16 protein-coding genes are annotated in these 19,633 nt (G+C 68.6%); 7 read left to right on the top strand and 9 right to left on the bottom strand.

Annotated elements, in window-relative coordinates; genetic code table 11:
* Position 1 precedes the first annotated feature (1 nt).
* The gene (locus ACGFSA_RS28120; RefSeq protein WP_393308864.1) at positions 2-955 is read left to right on the top strand and encodes a bifunctional riboflavin kinase/FAD synthetase; all 954 of its coding nucleotides are present in this window, start codon (positions 2-4) and stop codon (positions 953-955) included.
* 72 nt (positions 956-1,027) lie between these two features.
* On the opposite strand, the gene ACGFSA_RS28115 is transcribed toward ACGFSA_RS28120, so the two are convergent.
* From ACGFSA_RS28115 to eccE, 9 genes are all read right to left on the bottom strand, one after another.
* A complete protein-coding gene (locus tag ACGFSA_RS28115; RefSeq protein WP_393308862.1) occupies positions 1,028-2,023 on the bottom strand; it encodes an oligopeptide/dipeptide ABC transporter ATP-binding protein in 996 nt (331 codons plus the stop codon).
* The gene (locus tag ACGFSA_RS28110) at positions 2,020-3,048 is read right to left on the bottom strand and encodes an ABC transporter ATP-binding protein (protein WP_393308860.1); all 1,029 of its coding nucleotides are present in this window, start codon (positions 3,046-3,048) and stop codon (positions 2,020-2,022) included. The genes ACGFSA_RS28115 and ACGFSA_RS28110 overlap by 4 nt, the downstream gene beginning before the upstream one ends.
* Positions 3,045-3,980: an ABC transporter permease gene (locus tag ACGFSA_RS28105; RefSeq protein WP_393308858.1), complete on the bottom strand. Its 936-nt coding sequence runs from the start codon at positions 3,978-3,980 to the stop codon at positions 3,045-3,047. The genes ACGFSA_RS28110 and ACGFSA_RS28105 overlap by 4 nt, the downstream gene beginning before the upstream one ends.
* Positions 3,977-5,059: an ABC transporter permease gene (locus tag ACGFSA_RS28100; RefSeq protein WP_393308856.1), complete on the bottom strand. Its 1,083-nt coding sequence runs from the start codon at positions 5,057-5,059 to the stop codon at positions 3,977-3,979. The genes ACGFSA_RS28105 and ACGFSA_RS28100 overlap by 4 nt, the downstream gene beginning before the upstream one ends.
* A 92-nt stretch (positions 5,060-5,151) precedes the next feature.
* Positions 5,152-7,020: an ABC transporter substrate-binding protein gene (locus tag ACGFSA_RS28095; RefSeq protein ID WP_393308854.1), complete on the bottom strand. Its 1,869-nt coding sequence runs from the start codon at positions 7,018-7,020 to the stop codon at positions 5,152-5,154.
* A 197-nt stretch (positions 7,021-7,217) separates the two neighbouring features.
* The gene (locus tag ACGFSA_RS28090) at positions 7,218-9,869 is read right to left on the bottom strand and encodes an SCO5717 family growth-regulating ATPase (RefSeq protein ID WP_393308852.1); all 2,652 of its coding nucleotides are present in this window, start codon (positions 9,867-9,869) and stop codon (positions 7,218-7,220) included.
* Positions 9,870-10,199: 330 nt separating this feature from the next.
* Positions 10,200-10,433: a DUF397 domain-containing protein gene (locus tag ACGFSA_RS28085; protein ID WP_393308850.1), complete on the bottom strand. Its 234-nt coding sequence runs from the start codon at positions 10,431-10,433 to the stop codon at positions 10,200-10,202.
* Between the two features lie 85 nt (positions 10,434-10,518).
* Positions 10,519-11,229: a hypothetical protein gene (locus ACGFSA_RS28080; protein WP_393308848.1), complete on the bottom strand. Its 711-nt coding sequence runs from the start codon at positions 11,227-11,229 to the stop codon at positions 10,519-10,521.
* Positions 11,226-12,566, bottom strand: a complete 1,341-nt coding sequence (gene eccE / locus ACGFSA_RS28075) for a type VII secretion protein EccE (protein WP_393308846.1) — start codon at positions 12,564-12,566, stop codon at positions 11,226-11,228. Before eccE ends, ACGFSA_RS28080 begins: the two co-directional genes overlap by 4 nt.
* A gap of 186 nt (positions 12,567-12,752) precedes the next feature.
* Here eccE and eccB point away from each other — a divergent pair, with 186 nt between their 5' ends.
* From eccB to ACGFSA_RS28045, 6 genes are all read left to right on the top strand, one after another.
* Positions 12,753-14,285: a type VII secretion protein EccB gene (gene eccB / locus ACGFSA_RS28070; protein ID WP_393308844.1), complete on the top strand. Its 1,533-nt coding sequence runs from the start codon at positions 12,753-12,755 to the stop codon at positions 14,283-14,285.
* Between the two features lie 14 nt (positions 14,286-14,299).
* Positions 14,300-15,556: a type VII secretion-associated serine protease mycosin gene (gene mycP, locus ACGFSA_RS28065; RefSeq protein ID WP_393308842.1), complete on the top strand. Its 1,257-nt coding sequence runs from the start codon at positions 14,300-14,302 to the stop codon at positions 15,554-15,556.
* A 177-nt stretch (positions 15,557-15,733) separates the two neighbouring features.
* The gene (locus tag ACGFSA_RS28060; protein ID WP_393308841.1) at positions 15,734-16,204 is read left to right on the top strand and encodes a hypothetical protein; all 471 of its coding nucleotides are present in this window, start codon (positions 15,734-15,736) and stop codon (positions 16,202-16,204) included.
* Positions 16,204-17,859 (top strand): hypothetical protein, encoded by a 1,656-nt coding sequence (locus ACGFSA_RS28055; RefSeq protein ID WP_393308839.1) that lies wholly within the window; start codon positions 16,204-16,206, stop codon positions 17,857-17,859. The genes ACGFSA_RS28060 and ACGFSA_RS28055 overlap by 1 nt, the downstream gene beginning before the upstream one ends.
* A 25-nt stretch (positions 17,860-17,884) precedes the next feature.
* On the top strand, positions 17,885-19,144 hold the full coding sequence (locus tag ACGFSA_RS28050) for a S8 family serine peptidase (protein ID WP_393308837.1): 1,260 nt from the start codon (positions 17,885-17,887) through the stop codon (positions 19,142-19,144).
* 79 nt (positions 19,145-19,223) lie between these two features.
* Positions 19,224-19,583: a WXG100 family type VII secretion target gene (locus ACGFSA_RS28045; RefSeq protein ID WP_393308835.1), complete on the top strand. Its 360-nt coding sequence runs from the start codon at positions 19,224-19,226 to the stop codon at positions 19,581-19,583.
* Positions 19,584-19,633 lie beyond the last annotated feature (50 nt).

Below are 19,633 nucleotides of genomic sequence, written 5' to 3'. Positions count from 1 at the left end.
AGTGCAGCGCTGGCGTGGCTTGGAGGACATCCCCCAGGACTGGGGACGCAGCGTCGTCACCATCGGCTCCTACGACGGGGTGCACCGCGGACACCAGCTGATCATCGGCAGAGCCGTCGACCGGGCGCGCGAGTTCGGCGTGCCGTCGGTCGTCGTGACCTTCGACCCGCACCCCAGCGAGGTCGTACGGCCCGGCAGCCACCCGCCCCTGCTCGCCCCGCACCACCGGCGCGCGGAGCTGATGGCCGAGCTGGGCGTGGATGCGCTGCTGATCCTGCCGTTCACCACCGAGTTCTCGAAGCTGGCGCCCGCCGACTTCATCGTGAAGGTGCTGGTCGACAAGTTGCATGCGCAGCTCGTCATCGAGGGCCCCAACTTCCGTTTCGGTCACAGGGCCGCGGGGAACGTGCAGTTGCTCACCGAGTGCGGCGCGACGTACGACTACGGCGTCGAGGTCATCGATCTGGTTCTGAGCGGCGAGGCGGGCGGCGGCGAGCCGTTCTCCTCCACCCTCACCCGCAGACTCGTCGCCGAGGGCGATGTGGCGGGCGCCGCCGAGGTCCTGGGCCGCCCGCACCGGGTCGAGGGCATCGTCGTCCGCGGCGCGCAGCGCGGCCGCGCAATGGGCTTCCCGACGGCGAACGTGGAGACCCTGCCGCACACCGCGATCCCCGCCGACGGCGTGTACGCGGGCTGGCTGAACGTGGACGACGAGGCGATGCCCGCCGCGATCTCGGTCGGCACGAACCCGCAGTTCGACGGCACGGAGCGGACGGTCGAGGCGTACGCGATCGACCGCGTCGGTCTTGATCTGTACGGGCTCCATGTCTCCGTCGACTTCCTCGCGTACGTCCGCGGGATGCAGAAGTTCGACTCGATAGAGGACCTGCTGGTGGCGATGGCCGCCGATGTGAAGCGGGCCGGCGAGCTGATCGCGGCGCACGACCGCGGCTGACCTTCCTCGGGAGCGCCTCCGGCCGGAACCGCGGGCAGCGGTCCCGGCCGGAGCCGTACAGGGCGCGTGTCGTTACACCTCCACGCCCGCCATCGCGTGCGCCCAGTGGCACGCCACCTGCGTCTCCCCGCTGCCCGCGAGCACCGGAAGATCCTTCGTACGGCAGGCATCCGCCACCCCCGCCCGCTCGGCCTCGCCCGACGCGAGGACCTGGCAGCGGGCATGGAACCGGCAGCCGGAGGGCACCTTGGCCGGGTCCGGCGGCTCGCCCGTGAGGATCACCGGATCGCCCCCGGCCTCCGGCAGCACCGACAGCAGTGCCTGGGTGTACGGATGCTGCGGAGCTGTGAGAATCTGCTCGACCTCGCCCGTCTCCACGATCCGGCCGAGATACATCACCGCGACCCGGTCGGCGATGTTCCACGCCAGCCCCAGGTCGTGCGTGACCACCAGTGCGGACAGCCCCAGTTCATCCCTCAGTTGCAGCAGCAGGGCCAGGATCTCACCGCGCACCGAGGCGTCGAGCGAGGCCACGGGTTCGTCGGCAACGATGAGTTCCGGTTCCAGGACGAGGGCGCCCGCGATCACGACGCGCTGGCGCTGCCCGCCCGACAGCTCGTGCGGATAGCGCAGGAAGAACCGCTCGGGAGGCCGCAGCCCCGCCCGCGACAGCGCCTCCGCGACCGCCGTCCGCTCGTCACCCGCGTACCCGTGGATCCGCAGCCCCTCCGCGACCGCGTCGTACACCGTGTGCCGCGGGTTGAGCGAGCCGCTGGGGTCCTGCAGGACGAGCTGGACGCGCTTGCGGTACGCCTTCAGCGCACGGCCCGAGTAGTCGAGCGGGTCGCCGCCGAACGTGACCCGGCCGGACGTCGGGGGGACGAGCCCCAGCAGGGAGCGCGCCAGCGTCGTCTTGCCGCAGCCCGACTCGCCGACCAGCGCGACGATCTCACCGGGCCGGATGTCCAGGTCGACGCTGTCCACGGCACGCGCCGGGTCGGCTCCGCGCCGGCCGGGGAAGGTGACCTTCAGCCCCTCGGCGCTGAGCAGGGGAGTGGTGGTGGTCATGATGTGCTCCTTGCTTCCTCGGCACCCGGCAGGGCCGGGGCCGTGGCGGCCCCCGGCTCCACCAGCACACAGGCCGCCCGCCGCTCAGGCCCCGCCTCCCGCAGCACCTGGTCCTGCGTCGTGCAGGAGTCCAGGGCCACCGGACAGCGCGGGTGGAACGTACAGCCGCCGGGCAGCGCCGACGGGTCCGGCGGGTCGCCGGGCAGCCCGCGGGGCGCGAACCGGGAGGCCGGGTCGCCGATGCGCGGAAAGGCGCCGGACAGGGCCTTGCCGTACGGGTGGTGCGCGTTCTCGTAGACCTCGGACGCCGGGCCCTCCTCCACGACCCGGCCCGCGTACATCACCGCGAGCCGGTCACAGGTGTCCGAGAGCACCGCGAGGTCATGGCTGATCATGATCAGGCCGAGGTCCTGCTCGGACACCAGCTGCTCGATCAACCGCAGGATCTGGGCCTGGATCATCACGTCGAGGGCCGTGGTCGGCTCGTCCGCGATGATCAGCCCCGGATCGCAGGCGAGCGCCATCGCGATCATCACGCGCTGCCGCTGTCCGCCGGAGAGCTCGTGCGGATAGGCGTTCGCGCGGGCGGCCGGGAGCCCCACCTGCTCCAGGAGTCCGCCGGCCTTCTTCGCCGCCGCTGCCTGCGTCGCCTTGTGGTGCAGCAGGATCGGTTCGGCGATCTGGTCGCCGATGCGGTGTACCGCGTTGAGCGAGTGCATCGCGCCCTGGAACACGATCGACGCCCCCGCCCAGCGCACCGCCCTGACCTGGCCCCACTTCATGGCGAGGACGTCCTCGCCGTTCAGCAGGATCTCGCCGGAGACCTTCGCCCCGGCGGGCAGCAGCCGCAGCAGCGCGAGCGCCAGCGTCGACTTCCCGCAGCCCGACTCACCGGCGATGCCGAGCTTCTGCCCCGCGTCGACGGTGAGGTTCACCCCGCGGACGGCCTGTGCTCCACCGGCGTACGTCACCGTGAGGTCCCGTACGTCGAGAAGCGGCGTCTTTTGGATGCTCGTCGTACTCAACGGGCCACCCCCAGCTTGGGATTGAGGACGGACTCGATGGCGCGGCCGCACAGCGTGAACGCCAGCGCAACCACGGCGATGGCGATGCCGGGCGGTGCCAGGTACCACCAGTCGCCCGCGCTCACCGCGCCCGCCTCGCGGGCGTCCTGGAGCATGCCGCCCCAGGAGGTGACGGTCGGATCGCTCAGGCCGAGGAACGCCAGGGTGGCCTCGGTGAGGATCGCGCTGGAGATCACCAGCGTGGTCTGCGCGAGGACCAGCGGCATCACGTTCGGCAGGACGTGCCGGACCATGACGTGTCCGTGGCCGCCGCCCAGGGCACGGGCCCGCTCGATGTACGGTCGGGACTCCACGGCCAGGGTCTGGGCGCGGACCAGCCGGGCCGTGGTCGGCCAGGTCGTGACGCCGATCGCGATGATGACCGTCCACATCGAGCGGTCCATCACGGTGGCGAGCGCGATCGCGAGGACCAGGGTCGGCATCACCAGGAACCAGTCGGTGATCCGCATCAGGACCGTCGAGTACCAGCCGTGGAAGTGCCCCGCGACGATGCCGACGACCGTGCCGATGGCGACGCACAGGAACGCCGCGAGCAGACCGACCGTCAACGAGACCCGGGCGCCCCACACCAGCAGGGCCAGCACGCTGCGTCCGAACTGGTCCGTACCGAGTGGGAATTCACCGCTCGGCGACTCCAGCGCGCCACCGGGCGCGCCGGTGACGCTCTGCGAATCGGCGCCGACGAGCTGCGGTGCGAAGACGGCGATCAGCGCGATCAGGACGAGCGCGCCCAGACCCCACAGTCCGCTCCTGTGCTTGCGGTACTCCCGCCAGAACCGGGCGGCGGACTGCCGCTTGCGGGCGCGGGCGAGCGCGCGCGGATTCCCGGCCGGCTCGGCCTTCGTGGGCGTGGGCATGGATTCGGTCGTCATCGGCCCACCCGGGGATCGAGCAGCGGATACAGCACGTCGGCGAGGGTGTTCGCCAGGATCACTGCGGTGGCGAAGGTGAAGAACAGTCCTTGCACGAGGGGGAGATCGGGCACGCTCAGCGCCTGGTAGAAGAGACCGCCGAGGCCCGGCCAGGAGAACACCGTCTCGACCAGGATCTGCCCGGCGACCACATGGCCGAGGTTCACGAACATGAGCGTGAACGTCGGCAGCATCGCGTTCGGCACGGCGTGCTTGCGGCGTACGACATCGTCCCGTAGCCCCTTCGCGCGGGCCGTCGTCAGATAGTCGCTGCCCATCTCGTCCAGCAGCGAGGAGCGCATCACCAGAAGCGTCTGCGCGTACCCGACCGCGACCAGCGTGACCACCGGGAGGACCAGGTGATGCGCCACATCGAGGATGTACGCGAATCCGCTCTCGCCGCCCGATTGCATTCCGCCGGTCGGGAACATCCCGGGGATCGGTCCGATGCCCACCGCGAAGACGATGATCAGGAGCAGGCCCAGCCAGAACGCCGGCACCGAGTACAGCGTGAGCGCGAACGCGGTGTTGAAGCGGTCGCTCATGGAGCCGTTGCGCCACGCGGTACGGGTGCCGAGCCAGATGCCGAGCGCGGTGTACAGGACGTATGACGTGCCAGTGAGGAGCAGGGTCGCGGGGAGCGCCTCGGTGATCTTGTCGATGACGGGCGCGTGGAACTGGAACGAAGTGCCGAAGTCGCCCGTGAGGGCGTCGCCGACGTAGCTGGTGAACTGCCGCCACATCGGCTGGTCGAGGCCGAACTGACGACGCAGCGACTGGAGCTGTTCGGCGGAGACGGGACGGCCGCCCGTCATCTGCTTCACCGGGTCGCTGGGAATGAGCCGGAAGAGGAAGAAGCTGGTGACCAGGACCGCGAACAGGGAGACGGCCGCTCCCACGATCTTGGCCGCCACGTACTGGAGGTAGGCCTTGGTGTTACGCGTCCGTGGGCCACGGGCGGCCGACGGTTCGGCCTGAGCCGGACCCTCGGTGTCCGCGTCCGCGACCTGCACGAGCGCCGGAGTGCTTTCAGCTGTCATGGGGAACTCTCGTTACTCGTGCTGCACTTAGAGGGAACCGGCGGGGCGGCTGAGCGCCGCCCCGGCCGGCCCCTCTCAACCCGTCCGCGTGACTACTCGCGGTCGTCCGCGGTGGTACGACGGCGCTTCGCGATGAACAGCCCGCCAGCGGCGAGTACCACGACCGCCACGATGATGCCTACGACGACTCCGGTGGAGCCGGACCCGCCGGAGCTGTCCGAACTGCTGCTGCCCGCCGGAACGGCCGACCACCAGCTCCAGTACCCGTCCTGGCCGTAGATGTTGCCTGCCGCCTCGGGCATGGTCTTGATCGACTTGATCTGGTCGGTGCGGTAGGCCTCGACCGCGTTCGGGTACGCGATGATGTTCATGTACCCCGAGTCGTACATCCACGACTGCATCTGCTTGACGAGTTCCGCACGCTTGGCCGGGTCGTACTCGGCGAGTTGCTTCTTGTAGAGCTCGTCGTACGTCTTGTCGCAGATGAAGTTGTCGGTGGTGGCGCTGTCCTTGGCCTTGGCGGGCAGCGCGCCGCAGGTGTGGATGCCGAGGACGAAGTCCGGGTCCGGGTTGACGGACCAGCCGTCGAAGGCGAGGTCGTACTCGCCCGCGTACCAGGGCACGGAGACGTCGTCGCGGCAGTCGACCTTGAGGCCGATCCCGAGCTTGCCCCACCACTCCTGGAGGTACTTGCCGATCGCCTTGTCGTTCGGGTCCGTGGCGTGGCAGAGGATGCGCAGGTCGAGCGGCTTGCCGTCCTTGCCGACGCGCTGGTCGCCCTTGAGCGGGTAGCCCGCCTCGTCGAGGAGCTTGGCGGCCTTGGCCGGGTCGTACGCGAGGCTCTGTTCGGCGGAGGGCTGCCAGAAGTACGTGGAGAAGCGCGGCGGGATGTAGCCCTGGCCCTCGACGGCGTGGCCCTGGAAGACCTTGTCGATGATGGTCTTGCGGTCGATGGACAGGAAGAGGGCCTGGCGCACCTTCTGGTCGAGAAGGGCCTTGTTGCCGTTGCCGAACTTCTTGCCGTCCTTGGTCTGCGCGCCCGGGTTGGTGGCCAGCGCGAAGAAGCGGCGGCCCGGACCCTCGTTGACCTTGACGTTCTTCTCGCCCTTGAGGGAGGCGGCCTGAGCGGGCGTCAGGGCTGGGGAGCCCGCGACGAAGGAGACCTCGCCCTTGCGCAGTGCGGCGACCGCGGCGTCCTGGTCCTTGTACGTCTTGAAGACCAGCTCGTCGAACTTCGGCTTACCGCGCCAGAAGTCCTTGTTGGCCTTGAGCTTCACATACTGGTCGACCTTGTAGTCCGTCAGGATGAACGGCCCGTTGCCGACGATCGGGAACTTCGTGTCGTTGTTGAACTTGGAGAAGTCACCGACCTTCTCCCAGACGTGCTTCGGGACTATCGGCACATCGAGCGCGGCCATGGTGGCCTGCGGCTCCTTGAGCTCGATGACCAGCTGCGTCGGGCTCGGAGCCGTCACCTTCTTGAAGTTCGCGACGAAGTTGCCGTTGGCCTGCGCGGCGCCCTCGTCGGTCATCATCTTGTTGAACGTCCACGCCGCGTCCTCGGCGGTGGCCTGCTGGCCGTCCGACCACTTGGAGTCGGACCGGATGGTGTACGTCCAGGTCAACTTGTCCGCGGACGGCTCCCACTTGGTGGCGAGGGCGGGGACCGCGTGGTTGTCCTTGGGGTCGTAGTTCGTCAGGAAGTCGTACATGAGCCGGCTGACGCTCGTGCTCATCAGCTTCTGAGCGAGGAACGGGCTCAGGGAATCGACGCTCTGTGCGACGGCGACGGTCAGCGTCGACTTGCCGCTGTCGGCGGCCTGCGCCTGCTGCGGCGCGGCACCCAGGGGCACGCCGACGACGGAACCGGCGGTCAGTGCCAGAGCGGCGGCGCCGGAGGCCAGCAGGACACGCAGACGAGAGCGTGGCTGGGCGGAGGGTGGTGGAACTCTTTCGACCATGGTCAGGGACCTCGCGTCATGACTCGCACGGAGAAGGCGGGTTGATCTGTGGTTCGCCAGCTGGTGAAGCGAAGGTTTATCAGCGGTGGTCGAGCCGCGTCAACGGTCATCGAAACGGCGTGTGGTCTGCGGGAATGCGCGGAGGGCCCGCACCGTGGAAACGGTGCGGGCCCTCATTGGTTCAGACCTCTGTTGCCTTACTGCTGAGGCGCTGGCGGCGGCTGCTGCTGCCAGCCCGCGAGCGGTACGGGGCCCTGCAGTTCGGGCGGGACCGGCTGACCGGGCTGCCTCGGCTGACCAGGCAGGCCGGGCTGCTGGTGAGGCGGCGGCGGACCGGCCGGACTCGCCGCGGACTGGGCCTGGGAGGGCAACGACTGCTGCCAGCCGTGCTGTTGCACTCCGGGGCCGGGCTGCGGGGGGTACGGCTGCGGGGGCTGCTGGCCGCCGTACGGCTGTTGCTGCGGCGGGTACGGCTGCTGCGGGGCGTACTGCTGGCCGGGCAGCGGAGGGGCGTACTGCGGGGGCGGATTGGAGCCGTGCGACGTCCAGAGCCCCTGCTGCTGCTGAGCGCGCGCGAAGTCCTCCGCCACCAACGCGGAGAGGTTGAAGTACGCCTCGCGGGTCTTGGGACGCATCATGTCGAGGTCGACCTCCGCGCCGGCCGCCAGATGCTCGTCGAACGGTACGACGACCACGCCTCGGCAGCGCGTCTCGAAGTGCTGCACGATGTCATCGACCTTGATCATCTTGCCGGTCTCGCGGACGCCCGAGATGACGGTGAGGGAACGCTGCACGAGTTCCGCGTACCCGTGCGCCGAGAGCCAGTCCAGCGTGGTGGACGCACTGGACGCACCGTCGACCGACGGTGTCGAGATGATGATCAACTGGTCGGCGAGGTCCAGCACTCCGCGCATCGCGCTGTAGAGCAGACCGGTGCCGGAGTCGGTGAGGATGATCGGGTACTGCTTGCCCAGCACGTCGATGGCGCGCCGGTAGTCCTCGTCGTTGAACGTCGTGGAGACCGCCGGATCCACGTCGTTGGCGATGATCTCCAGGCCGGAGGGCGCCTGCGAGGTGAAGCGGCGGATGTCCATGTACGAGTTGAGGTACGGGATCGCCTGGACCAGGTCACGGATGGTGGCCCCGGTCTCCCGGCGCACCCGGCGGCCGAGTGTGCCGGCGTCCGGGTTGGCGTCGATGGCGAGGATCTTGTCCTGCCGCTCGGTGGCCAGGGTCGAGCCGAGGGCGGTGGTCGTCGTGGTCTTGCCGACACCGCCCTTGAGGCTGATGACCGCGATCCGGTAGCAGGACAGTACGGGCGTACGGATCAGGTCGAGCTTGCGCTGCCGCTCGGCCTCCTCCTTCTTGCCGCCGAGCTTGAAGCGGGCCGCGCCGGATGGCGTACGGCTGCTCTTCGCCTTCTGCTTGCCCCGGACGAGCCGGTCGGAGGAGAGCTCCACCGCCGCCGTGTACCCGAGCGGGGCGCCGGGCACGGAACGCTCGCGCTGGTCGTGGGTGACCGGGGTCGGCCAGGCGGCCCCGGTGCGCGGGTCGACGGGCTGTCCGTGGGGCTGTTGCTGTTGTTGTGGCTGCTGTTGCTGCGGCGGCTGGGGGTGGGAGGGCTGCTGGGGCCCGAGCTGCTGCGGGGCGGCCTGCGCGGGCAGATGGGGCGTGCCCTGGACCGGCTGCTGAGGCGCCTGCGGGACCTGCGGGGGGAGGGGTGCGCCTTGCTGTGCGGGCCACTGGGGCTGTTGGGGCGCTTGAGGTTGCTGGGGCGCCTGAGGCGGCTGTGGGAAGCCGTAACCGCCTTGAGGCTGCTGGGGTACCTGAGGCGGCTGGACCGCGCCGGCCTGCGGGAATCCGTAGCCACCGGGCCCCTGGCCGACCGGAGCCGGAGCGGGCCACTGCGGCGCCGCCTGGGGTGCGATGGGCTGCGGTGCGGCGGGCTGGAAGGCGGGCGGCAGCGGCGGCAGCGCGCCCTGCGGCGGCGCCGAGGTCCAGGGCGCCGGTGCGGCGGGCGCCGAGGGATCCTGCGGTGCGTCGGGGGACGGCGCGTCCTGGGAAGGCATCGCGTCCGCGACGGCGTCCGAGGGCGCGGCGGCACCCTCCGGCCCGTCCACGGCACCGCTCGTCGGGTCGCTGCCGGGGGGACCGGCGGGCGCCGCGGCATCGGCACCGGAATCCGTGGCGGCGGCGCCCTCGGGCTCATCGGCGGGCGACTGTGCGGGTGCATCCGCGGCCTCTGCGGACGCGGAACCGAGGGCCTCGCCCTCGTCCGTACGGTCATCACCAGCACCAGCACCAGCACCAGCACCAGCATCTACTCCGGCACCAGCACCGTTTTCCGCAGTACCCGAGTCCGCAGCCGAGCCGACCCCGTCCGCGCTCCGCGCCGCCTCCTCGCGCTCCGCGATCTCCCGCTTCAGCGCGGCGGGCGAGAACCGCATGGTCGCGCCGCTCTCCACATCGCCGCCTCCGAACGGGTCCGTCATCCCGTGGGAAGTCACCGCTCCCGCTCCCTCCGCAGGCGTAGGAGCGGGCGAAGGAACGGAGTCACCCGCCGCGGAGTGAACCGGCGCGGGAACAGGCGGCGCCGGAGCCCAGTTGGGATCGAAACCGCCCCCGGCCGACGGCGCGGGCACGGACACCGGCGCTCCACTGGGCGGCGGAGGCGGCGCCAGGTGCGTTCCGGCACCGCCCGACGGGTCCCCCGGCGCGTTCTGCGTGTACCAGGCCGGCGGGGTGTAGTCGATGGTGAACTCACCCGTCATCTCGGCGGGCTCCGCGTCGGACGACTCGTCGACGGGCTTGTTCCAGCCCCCGCGGATCTCGTCCCGATCGCCGTTCACTTTGCCTCCTGGTGTGGTCGAGCACCCTTGTGCCGTGGTGGGTGGGGGCGACCGTTCCCGTTGTCCGATCCGCCCGGCTCTCCCCCTGGGGACGCGCATCGCCCGCCCGCAGGTTCTTCTGCTGTCCCCCGACCCACCCTAATCGTCATCGGGCTCACTGCGGCAGGCCGTACCGCACGGCAGAAACTGTCCAGTAGGTCACGCACCGCCCTCAAGTGCCCCGAGCACGGCGGAGCACACAGGTCGAAGCGGTCAATTCACCCCATATCCAAGCGTGATGAAAGGGTGGCCGCCCTGGTTCGGGCAGCCACCCTTGCACTTGGCCCTTGCCTACGTGAGGTCGAACTCACCGTCTCGTGCACCCAGTACGAAGGCGTGCCACTCGGCCTCCGTGTACCGCAACACGGTCTCCGGGTCCAGCGACGAGCGCATGGCGACCGCACCGCCCGGCAGATGCGCGATCTCGACCCGTTCCTCGACGTTCTCGGTCCCCGGTGCGCTCAGCCACTCCACATCCGAGATGTCGAGAGCGTAGAGCTCTTCCTTTTGCTGCTGGGTGCCCATGTCGGCGTCCCTTCGATCGAACCGTGTCGTTCCCCGGCCATCCTCCCCGGAAGTGACAGGCCCGGGGTTGCGAACGAAACAGTATTCAGTCCATCCGGCGAGCAGTGCCCAGCAGGCCGTTCTCGATATCCGTCGCGCTGGTCATCACCCAGTGGCGCTCGCGGCCCGCCGCCCAGAGCGTGACACCGTCCGCCAGGGTGGGCAGGGCCTCGCTCTCGGCCCGAGTGAGCCCCAGGATCCGGCCGATCTGGTCCGCCTCTCCGGGCGAGACCCGCTGGATACCCACGAGCGTCGAAGCCCGCATCAACCGGGGCGCCACAGGACTCAAGTAGGGCAGCAGCGTCAATACCGACTGCCATGGCGAGGACACCACCCGGCCACGGGGCGGGCGCATGCCACAGTCGCGCACCACCACCACCGGGCTGCCTACGGTCGCTCCGGTCGGCGGAACCCGGCCCACGTCATGGAGGGAGATGCACTCAAGACCGGCACCCGCGGCTTGCGCCAGAGTGGTCCAGGCCTGGGTGCGCCCGGTCTCGACCGCGACCCGCGCACCCGTGGCCGCCGCGCGCAGCGCCAGCACCTGCGCGGTCCACAGGCCGCCGATCAGCAGGACGTCGTACGGCGCCGGGCGGTGGAACCCGATCATCTGCGGGCGCCCCTCGGTATCGCTGCCGATGATCACGCCGTCGTCCCCGACCGGCAAGGACAGCGCGCCCAGGTGCTCCGTCGCCAGGGTGTGCCCCGCGTGGCGAGGGCCGCGCAGTCCCCGCCTCCGCTCGGTGCGATTCGTCACTGTGCGCCTCCCAGCGGGAGCGTCGCCAGCACGCCCGGCAACTGCTCGCGGTCCAGTCGCACCAGGCCGACTTTGGCGTGACGTGCGGCTTGCTCCAATGTCCTTCGCACCCCGACCAGTTCGGTATCGGAGCCGCCGGTGATCCGTACGTGACCGGACACGGACACGTCGCCCTGGTGTGAACCGCGTCGCACCGTCAGGCTGAAGGTCGTCGCATACGCGGGGACCGAGGTCAGCAGCGATACGAGGCGCGGGAGAGGAGTCGCCCCCCGGCCCAACTCGGGCCAGCGGTCCACCGCATAGGCGGTGTGCCAACGGTCGTCGCACCGCCAGACCCTCGATGTCTCCATCGTCCGCCGCTGCGGCGCGGCATCCCGGCGTCCGGCGCCGGCCGACAGGATGGGATTGGCACACGCGGATGTCGCCACGGCGGAGTGCAGTTCTTCCTGGTCCAGCACCACGGCCCGGAATCCGGCGCCGGTGATCCGGCTCGCCACATGGTCCGCGACCCGAACCAGACAGCGCTGAGCTCCGCCGATTCCGCCCCCGCGCGCCTCGACCGCCTCCCGGCACAGTTCCGGATCCAGTTTCACAGCCACCCAGGTCATCCGCAGCGCGGTTGCCCCGGTCTGCTCCTGAAGGGGGGCGTAGGAGAGCCGCGCCGCCGACTGCTGCGGCAGATGCTGCGCCGGAGCGGGGCGTACCTGCTGCACGAGCTGCGCGGACTCCAGCACGATGTCGTCCACCGAGAGGGCATCGCCCAGGAGGGACAGCGGGAGCGCCCGCGCACCGAGCGCCTGGCGGAGCGATTCACCGCTGGCCTCGACCCGTACGACAGCGGTCAGGAACGTGCCGTCCCCGAGCATGCCCACCGTGCGGCGGTCCCGGTCGACGTAGATGTACGGAGCGAATCCCGGCACATTTTCCGCCACCGGCGCCAGCTGCGGCTCCGCATCCACGGCGGACGCCACGGCGGTCCGCCTGCGATCGCGGAGGGAGAGTGTCGTCGACAGCCAGTCCTGCACGGCGCGGCCCCGGCGACGTACCACCGCGAGAAGCACCAGCAGGCAGGCGACCGCGACTGCGGGGACCAGCCAGGCACCGCCGAGCACGGCACCCACCGAGGCGACTGCCAGGGCAGCCTCGACGAGCACCATCTGGCGCAGCATGGGACCGAGGCGACCGGTCCGCGAGATCGGCCGCAGAGTCGTCGCCGCAGGGGCGTTCACCGACGGGGTGGGTGCTGCGCCATCCGGCTCGTTGCCGTGTCGCCTTCGGGAAGGGCTGGACGTTCGATGGGTAGATTGCCCCGTGCGCTCGCGCGTCGCTGCACCCATCGCCGCATTGCCCCCTCGTGTCCCTGTTTACCGTTTCTTTTCACGGGCGTTGACCGGGCGATCACCCTAACCTGAGCAGTGGCGGTCAAGCGCCAACAGGCATAGTAGGGGGGCCCGGTCGACGACAGTGGCCCACAGCGTGTGTGGGAGCCTGGTCGCCCACTGGGGAAAAGGGGCAGCGGACAGATGGCATCACGGCGGGACGAACTCAACGCCTACACCTTCGCAAAGCGGAGGTTGATCGCACAGTTCCTGCAACCCAACCCGACCGGCTCGGAGGAGGGCGCACCGCGCCCCCTGCGCGCGGTGGTGCCCGGTGCGATCGTCGGCGTCGTCATCCTCGCGGCGTTCGGAGCCTGGGGGATGTTCAAGCCCGTAGCACCCCAGAAATGGGACACCCCCTACGAGAACGTCATTATCGCCAGTAAATCCACCACGCGTTATGTGGTGTTGAAAACCGATGGCAAGACGCAGCTCCACCCGGTGCTGAACATGTCCTCGGCCAAGCTCCTTCTTGACCCGGACAAGGGCAAGGTCATCAACGTCGACGAATCGGTCCTCGACAACGGCAAGATCCCGCACGGCGCCACCCTTGGTATCCCGTACGCCCCCGACCGGCTGCCGGACAAGGACGAAGCCGGATCGAAGAAGCGGTGGGCCGTCTGCGAGCGGCCCGGCGAGGGCGGCAGGGCCATCCAGAAGGCGGCGTTCGTCTTCGCGGAGCGCGACCAGAAGAAGACCGAGGGCGCGGGCCGGCTGCACGGCGGTGAGCTGATGTACGTCGAGGGACCGGGACCGGACAGGACCCGCTACATCGTGGACGCCGCGGGCACGGCGTACAAGGTGAAGAAGGACGAACTGCTGCTGCGCACGCTCGTCGACCAGGACCGCGTCCCCCAGCGGGTGTCCGCCGCCTGGCTGGCCACGCTGCACACCGGAGACGAGATCACCTTCCCGGCCATAGAAGGAGTTCCCGGCGCCGACGCGGGTGTCCCGGGGAAGCTGCAGCCCGACGTGAACAAGGTGGGCATGGTCCTCGCGGCGACCTCCGGTACCAGGACCCAGCAGTACGTGGTCCTGCCGGGCAGGGTAGCCCCGGTATCGGACTTCGTCGCCAAGCTCCTGCTCAGCAGCCGCGCCCTGGTCAAGCTCGGCCAGGACGGCAAGGCGAAGCCCGTCAGCGCCGGAGCGTTCGTGCCCGGTGAGGCGTTCAAGCAGGACATGGACTGGCCCACGAGCGCGCCGACGCCCGTCAACTCCGCGAGCACGGGGACGGAAAGCCGTAACACCGTGTGCAATGTCCTGCGCGACGTCTCCGCGAAGAACGGCGCCACCACGCTCAGCACCTGGGCGGGCACAGGCTTCCCCGTCACGCTCCCCACCGGATCCAGCAGCGCATACGTCACGCCTGGATCCGGGCAGCTCTTTCGGCAGTTCAAGGGATCCAGCGCCGACTCCGGCCCCCTCTTCCTGGTGACCGACACCGGTCTGCGCTACGCCATGCAGTCCAACGGCGACAGCGCGCAGGACGATTCCGGCATCGGCGAATCCGGCTCGAAGGAGGAGAAGGAGCAGCGCCTGCAGGAGGCACAGCAGGCGCAGAACCGGCTGGGGTACAAGGACGTCGACCCCGCGCCCGTCCCTGCCGCCTGGTCCACGTTCCTGCCGACCGGACCACGCCTGTCGACGGGTGCGGCCCGCCAGCCGCAGGGTTCCTGAGGGAGCGCATTCACATGACGACGCACTTCTCTCCGTATCGACGTCCACTGACAGCCGCAGCCGCCACCGCCGTCCTCTTCGTCACACTGCCGGTACTGCCCGCGGCCGCGGACGACTCCACCCAGTGCACCTTCCCCTCAAAGAAGTACGCGGGCCGCCCCTGGTCGTTGCAGCGCGTCCTGATGGACGAGCTGTGGAAGCAGTCCACCGGCAAGGGGGTACGGGTGGCCGTCATCGACACGGGCGTAGACGTCAAGAACCCTCAGCTCAAGGGGGCCGTGGACACCGCAAGCGGCCGCAATTTCCTGCGGAAGAACCTCAAGGACGAGAACGGCAACAAGATCGAGCGCGGCAAGGAGAACGGCACCACCGACAGGGTCGGTCACGGCACCAAGGTCGCCGGAATCATCGCCGCGCGAGAGGTGAAGGGCACGGGCTTCACCGGCCTGGCTCCGGACGCGACGATCATTTCGATCCAGCAGAACGACGCCGAGGGCCACGGAACGGCCGAAACGCTGGCCGCCTCCATCCGCTACGCAGCCGATGTAGCCCACGCGGACGTCATCAACATCTCGCAGGACACGGCCAACGCGGTGAAGCCCACGGATGCTCTGCAGAAGGCGGTGGACGCCGCCCTGGCCAAGGAGATCGTGATCGTCGCCTCCGCCGGCAACGACGGGCTGGGCGGCAACGTCAAGGAGACCTACCCGGCCTCGTACGACGGTGTCCTGGCCGTGGCCGCGTCGGACCGCAACAACGAACGGGCGGCCTTCTCCCAGTCCGGCGAGTTCGTGGGCGTGGCCGCCCCCGGCGTGGACATGATCTCGACGGTGCCCGGCGGAGGACACTGCGCCGACAACGGCACCAGCTTCTCGGCCCCGTACGTCGCAGGAGTCGCCGCCCTCATCAAGGCCAAGCACCCGGGCTGGACGCAGAAGCAGATCGTCGCCCAGATCCAGCAGACGGCGGAACGCTCGGTCGCGGGGCACGACCGTCTGGTGGGCTGGGGCGTCGTCGACCCGGTGCGCGCCCTGACCGAGGACGACAAGCCCATCGAACGCCCGGTGGCGCACGAAGGTGTGAGCAAGGGCGAAGCACCGACACCGGCTGAACTCCACCTGGGCGAGACGGCGGACGAACGCAACGCACGCCTGGCGACGTACGTGGTGGTGGGCGGGGCAGTGCTGGTCGCCGCGATAGCGGGTACCGCCGTGGCCGTGCGCGATAGCCGACAGCGATCCAGGCGCCTGGGAAGAGTGGGCAATGCTTGACGCGGCCGTCAACTGGAATAGGTCCACGGAAGTTACTTGGCTGACAAGTGAGTTGGTCCTCCCGTAGCCAGTGGATACAGTTTGTGGAATGAGGTCAGACTTGTTCACTCGGGTGCGGCAGCAACGAGTGGCAGTCTGAGCAAACGGGGAAACGGGGAAACGGGGAGAGGTAGGACCGTGACCGATCCAGATGGCAGCGGGAGAGGCTCGGGCGACCTCCGGCGTGGTGTTGGCGCGCTGGAGAAGTTCAGGGGGCGTGTCAATACGCTGCTTGCGGAGCTCGAGGGTTCGGCAGCGGGTAAGTCGAAGATTGCGGCGCAGACGGTGTCGCGCGCTGCCCTGAGCGGTCAGAACGCGTGCTTCGCAGAGGCGGACGGGCTGTACACGCAGTACAACCGCGTGCACGAGGCGCTCGTATCGCTTTCCAAGTCGCTCGGCGACCAGATCGAATACCTGAGCCTCGGCGTGCACGCGGCGGCCGTGGGTTTCGACAACGTGGACGACGACGTGCGGCGCCGGTTCTACGAGATCCAGGTCCGCCTGGACAAGGAGCAGGAGAAGGCGCAGGCCGAGAAGGCTGACAAGCCTGAGCAGGCGCGCTCCGACAGCAAGACCGGCTCTGCCTATGACGACTTGGGTGATAGCTGATGAGTGACGACAAGCAGCCGGAACTGACCCCCAAGGAACAGCAGGCGCAGGACCAGCAACGAGTCCAGGCCCAGCTGATCGTCACGGACGTCAACCGGCAGGTCCAGAACGTCATGGAGTCATTCGGCTTCGGACGTTCGGGCTCCTCAGGACGGACTTCGTTCGAGGGCCACGAGCTCAACGCGATGATCGACCTGATCGAGAACTCCAATCCGGAACACCTCGAAGACGCGGGTGCGGCGCTCCTGAAGGCAAGGACGGCCATCAAGGAGGCCGCGGACGAACTGGGCGACTTCATCAAGGATGTCGACTGGGAGGGCGAGTCCGGAACTGCCTTCCGCGACTGGGGCAACGGCCTGGTCGCCCACGCCACGAAGCTGGGCGATTTCGCGCAAGCGGCCGGGACACAGATCACGGTCGCGGGCACGGGCCTCGCCTCGGTGCGCAAGTCCCTGCCGCCGCGCGACAACCGTCTGGACCGCAAGTCCGTCGAGGACATCGAGGCTCCGAAGCGGATCGATGGCAACCCTGAGTACGTTGCGGCGGTGAAGGTCGAGAAGAACCGCCAGGAGGCCATCAACCAGGCGAACAGGCTGGCTTCGTACTACGCGGTTTCGGAGGAGACGCTGGCGGCACAGGAGCCGCCGCGGTTCGATAAGAAGCTCGATGTTGCGATGCCGAAGCCAACGGGGTACATCGGGGAGAGGAACGAACCCCGCGTCTCTTCCGCAGGCTCCGTGACAATGGGCAACGGCACGACACGGGGCGTCTCAGAGCACGCTGCCACGGTCGATACAGGCACCCCAGGCGTCACCAGCAATCGAGCTGCAATCGAGGCGCTCGGAACTGCACCCACGCCGGGTGCGGGCACCTCGACGAAGATCGATAGTGTGGCCGCGCCACCGGTCCCCGTGACAGTCCCCGACGCGTCCCCCGCGCCGTCGACTGCGAATCCTATGGGCCCGAGTACAGGTTCGACTCCGCCCATGGTGAATGAGTTTGTGAACCCTGTGACAGGCGGCTCGCGGCGGTCCACGGCATCAACCGGGCTGCCCAGAGCAATTGGGCAGCCCGGAAAGAGCGGCCCTACGACGACTGGGCGCACCGGAGCTCCGGTTGGGCGTCCGGCTCCCATGGGCGGTGGCTCGGGCTCAAGCACGTCTGGGCGCCCTGGTGGAGGCGGGAGTCAGCCACCCGCTGCTGGGCGGTCCGGTGTGACTGGTGGCAGGCCCCCGGCAGGAGGTCCTGCAAGTACCTCCAAGTCCCCTGGCCCGCGTACTGGGCGGGCCAGGGGCATCGTAGGTGGGACCCCGCAGCGCACCGTTCCGGGCGCAGGTACGTCTGGGGGAGCTCGTGGTGTTCCGCGCGGAACGGTTATCGGAGCTGGCGGAACGAACAGTGTGACTCGTCCTGGTGGGCGGGGAACTCCCAGTTCCAACGGCGTCGTGGGTACGCCTCGTGGTGCTGCCGGATCCGGCTCGGGTACAAGGGGCTTCACTGCTGGGGGCGCGGGCCTCGTACGTGGGCCCGCAGGCCGACGGGACTCTGACGACGAGGACCAGAACGGCGGCACCCAGCGTCCGGATTACCTGACGGAAGACAGAGAGACGTGGGAGGCCGGACGGCGTGGAGTCGCACCGCCGGTGATCGAGTAGGTACAGGGAAGGTCCGGAAGTCAGGATGACAGCAGGAATGAGCCAGACCCGGAAGTGCCGTATGCCTGTCGGATTGCGAGGACGTCTGCTTGGCACGATGGCCGTGGTCGCTGCCTGGAGTGCGGGATTTGCGGGGGTTGCCCCCTCTGCGGTGGCCGCAGACGTGCAATCGAAGCAGTGGTACCTCAGCGCCATGCACGCGGAGGAGATGTGGAAGGTCACCACGGGCGAAGGCATCAAGGTTGCTGTCATCGACTCCGGTGTCAACTCATTGACGCCGTCCCTGAAGGGACAGGTCCTGAAGGGGTTTGACGCTACAGGAGCCGACGGCGACGAGTACGACGACTATGACGGGCACGGCACAACCATGGCCGAGCTGATTGCCGGAACGGGCAGGGGCGGGGGGCTTCAAGGCCTCGCTCCGGGCGCGAAGATCATTCCGTATCGAGTCACCGATACGGATTTTCAGAACAAGCACTCCGTGAACGCCCATGACACCGAAGATGCAATCCGGGCCGCAGCGGACAGCGATGCGCAGATCATCAGCATGTCGATGGCGAGCGATTTCCCAGGCCGGGAAGAACGAGAAGCAGTCAAGTACGCGGAGAGTAAGGGGAAGCTCTTCTTTGCTGGGGTTGGAAACAACGCCAAGAAGGGTAACAAGGAACAATTTCCCGCCTCGTATCCGCAGGTGGTCGGCGTCGCTGCAACTGACAGTGCTGGAAAGGCTTCCACGTACTCTCAGCACGGGAGCAGCGTAGATATCGCCGCCCCCGGAGATGGCATTCCAGTGTGGTGCGATGCGAAGTTTCAGCGCTACTGCGATTCTGAGGGTGGGACGAGCCAGGCCACTGCCATCACGTCAGCTGCCGCCGCGCTGATTTGGTCAGCCCATCCCGACTGGACGGCCAACCAAGTTCTCAACGTCCTCTTCGATACGGCTGGACGAGGAGACTGGGAGAAGGGCACCCTCAGTAATTACCTCGGCCACGGCATCATCCGTCCAGCCGTCAACATCCTCAAGGGCAAGGGAAACCCCGGCGCCCCGGACATCAGCCCCCTCACCAAGGAAAAGACGTCCGGCTCCTCGGCCTCCCCTACCCCGTCCGCATCAGCTTCGTCACAGCCCGACAAGAATGAGAAGACTGATGACGCTGCCATGACAGGATCCAGCGCTGAGAAGGAAGACAACAGTCAGCTGGGCCTGATCCTCGGCGGAGCGGCAGCGGTAATCGTGCTCGGCGGCGGAGCCTTCGCTCTCGCCCGTAAGCGCCACGCCGCCTGACTGACCGTACGTTCTTCACCCGTTCCCACCGGTGAGTGAAGCCGGACCGAACAAGAGCACCAGAAAGGAAGCCGAAAACATGGCCGATCAGAAGCTCTCAGATGCCGCTCTCCTCAAGCTGGAGGGTGAGCTCTCCACGCGGTTCGACTCCGTGAAAGGCCAGCTGAAGAAGCTGCAGGCGACGATCGACAGCCTGGAGGGCGCTTGGAAGGGCATCGGCGCCGGCGCCTTCAACACGAAGCAGGACGAGATCAACCAGAAGATGGTCAGCATCGCCCATCGGCTCCTCAACTATCAGGAGGCCATCAAGGCGGCCCGAACCATTTCGGGCAACACCGAAGACGAAGTCAAGCAGGCCCTCCAGGGCGTCGACGTCGTCAGCGGCTACTCGGGTGACGCGGCCGCGGAGGCCAGGACGTCGAACCTCAACGACTTCTGACCTTGCCGCGCCTTTACCACGTACGAAGCCTTCATACCGGAACCTAGATG

Origin of the sequence: Streptomyces sp. NPDC048496 (genome assembly GCF_043200055.1) — a bacterium.
GTDB lineage: Bacteria > Actinomycetota > Actinomycetes > Streptomycetales > Streptomycetaceae > Streptomyces.
Note: the sequence above shows the minus strand (reverse complement) of the source record. Positions and strands in the feature narration are given on the sequence as shown.

Coding starts and splice junctions, on each gene's coding strand:
- ACGFSA_RS28115 (WP_393308862.1), bottom strand. CDS start 2,023: ATGACCACCACCACTCCCCTGCTCAGCGCCGAGGGGCTGAAGGTCACC.
- ACGFSA_RS28105 (WP_393308858.1), bottom strand. CDS start 3,980: ATGACGACCGAATCCATGCCCACGCCCACGAAGGCCGAGCCGGCCGGG.
- ACGFSA_RS28100 (WP_393308856.1), bottom strand. CDS start 5,059: ATGACAGCTGAAAGCACTCCGGCGCTCGTGCAGGTCGCGGACGCGGAC.
- ACGFSA_RS28095 (WP_393308854.1), bottom strand. CDS start 7,020: ATGGTCGAAAGAGTTCCACCACCCTCCGCCCAGCCACGCTCTCGTCTG.
- ACGFSA_RS28085 (WP_393308850.1), bottom strand. CDS start 10,433: ATGGGCACCCAGCAGCAAAAGGAAGAGCTCTACGCTCTCGACATCTCG.
- eccE (WP_393308846.1), bottom strand. CDS start 12,566: ATGGGTGCAGCGACGCGCGAGCGCACGGGGCAATCTACCCATCGAACG.
- eccB (WP_393308844.1), top strand. CDS start 12,753: ATGGCATCACGGCGGGACGAACTCAACGCCTACACCTTCGCAAAGCGG.
- mycP (WP_393308842.1), top strand. CDS start 14,300: ATGACGACGCACTTCTCTCCGTATCGACGTCCACTGACAGCCGCAGCC.
- ACGFSA_RS28055 (WP_393308839.1), top strand. CDS start 16,204: ATGAGTGACGACAAGCAGCCGGAACTGACCCCCAAGGAACAGCAGGCG.
- ACGFSA_RS28050 (WP_393308837.1), top strand. CDS start 17,885: ATGACAGCAGGAATGAGCCAGACCCGGAAGTGCCGTATGCCTGTCGGA.
- ACGFSA_RS28045 (WP_393308835.1), top strand. CDS start 19,224: ATGGCCGATCAGAAGCTCTCAGATGCCGCTCTCCTCAAGCTGGAGGGT.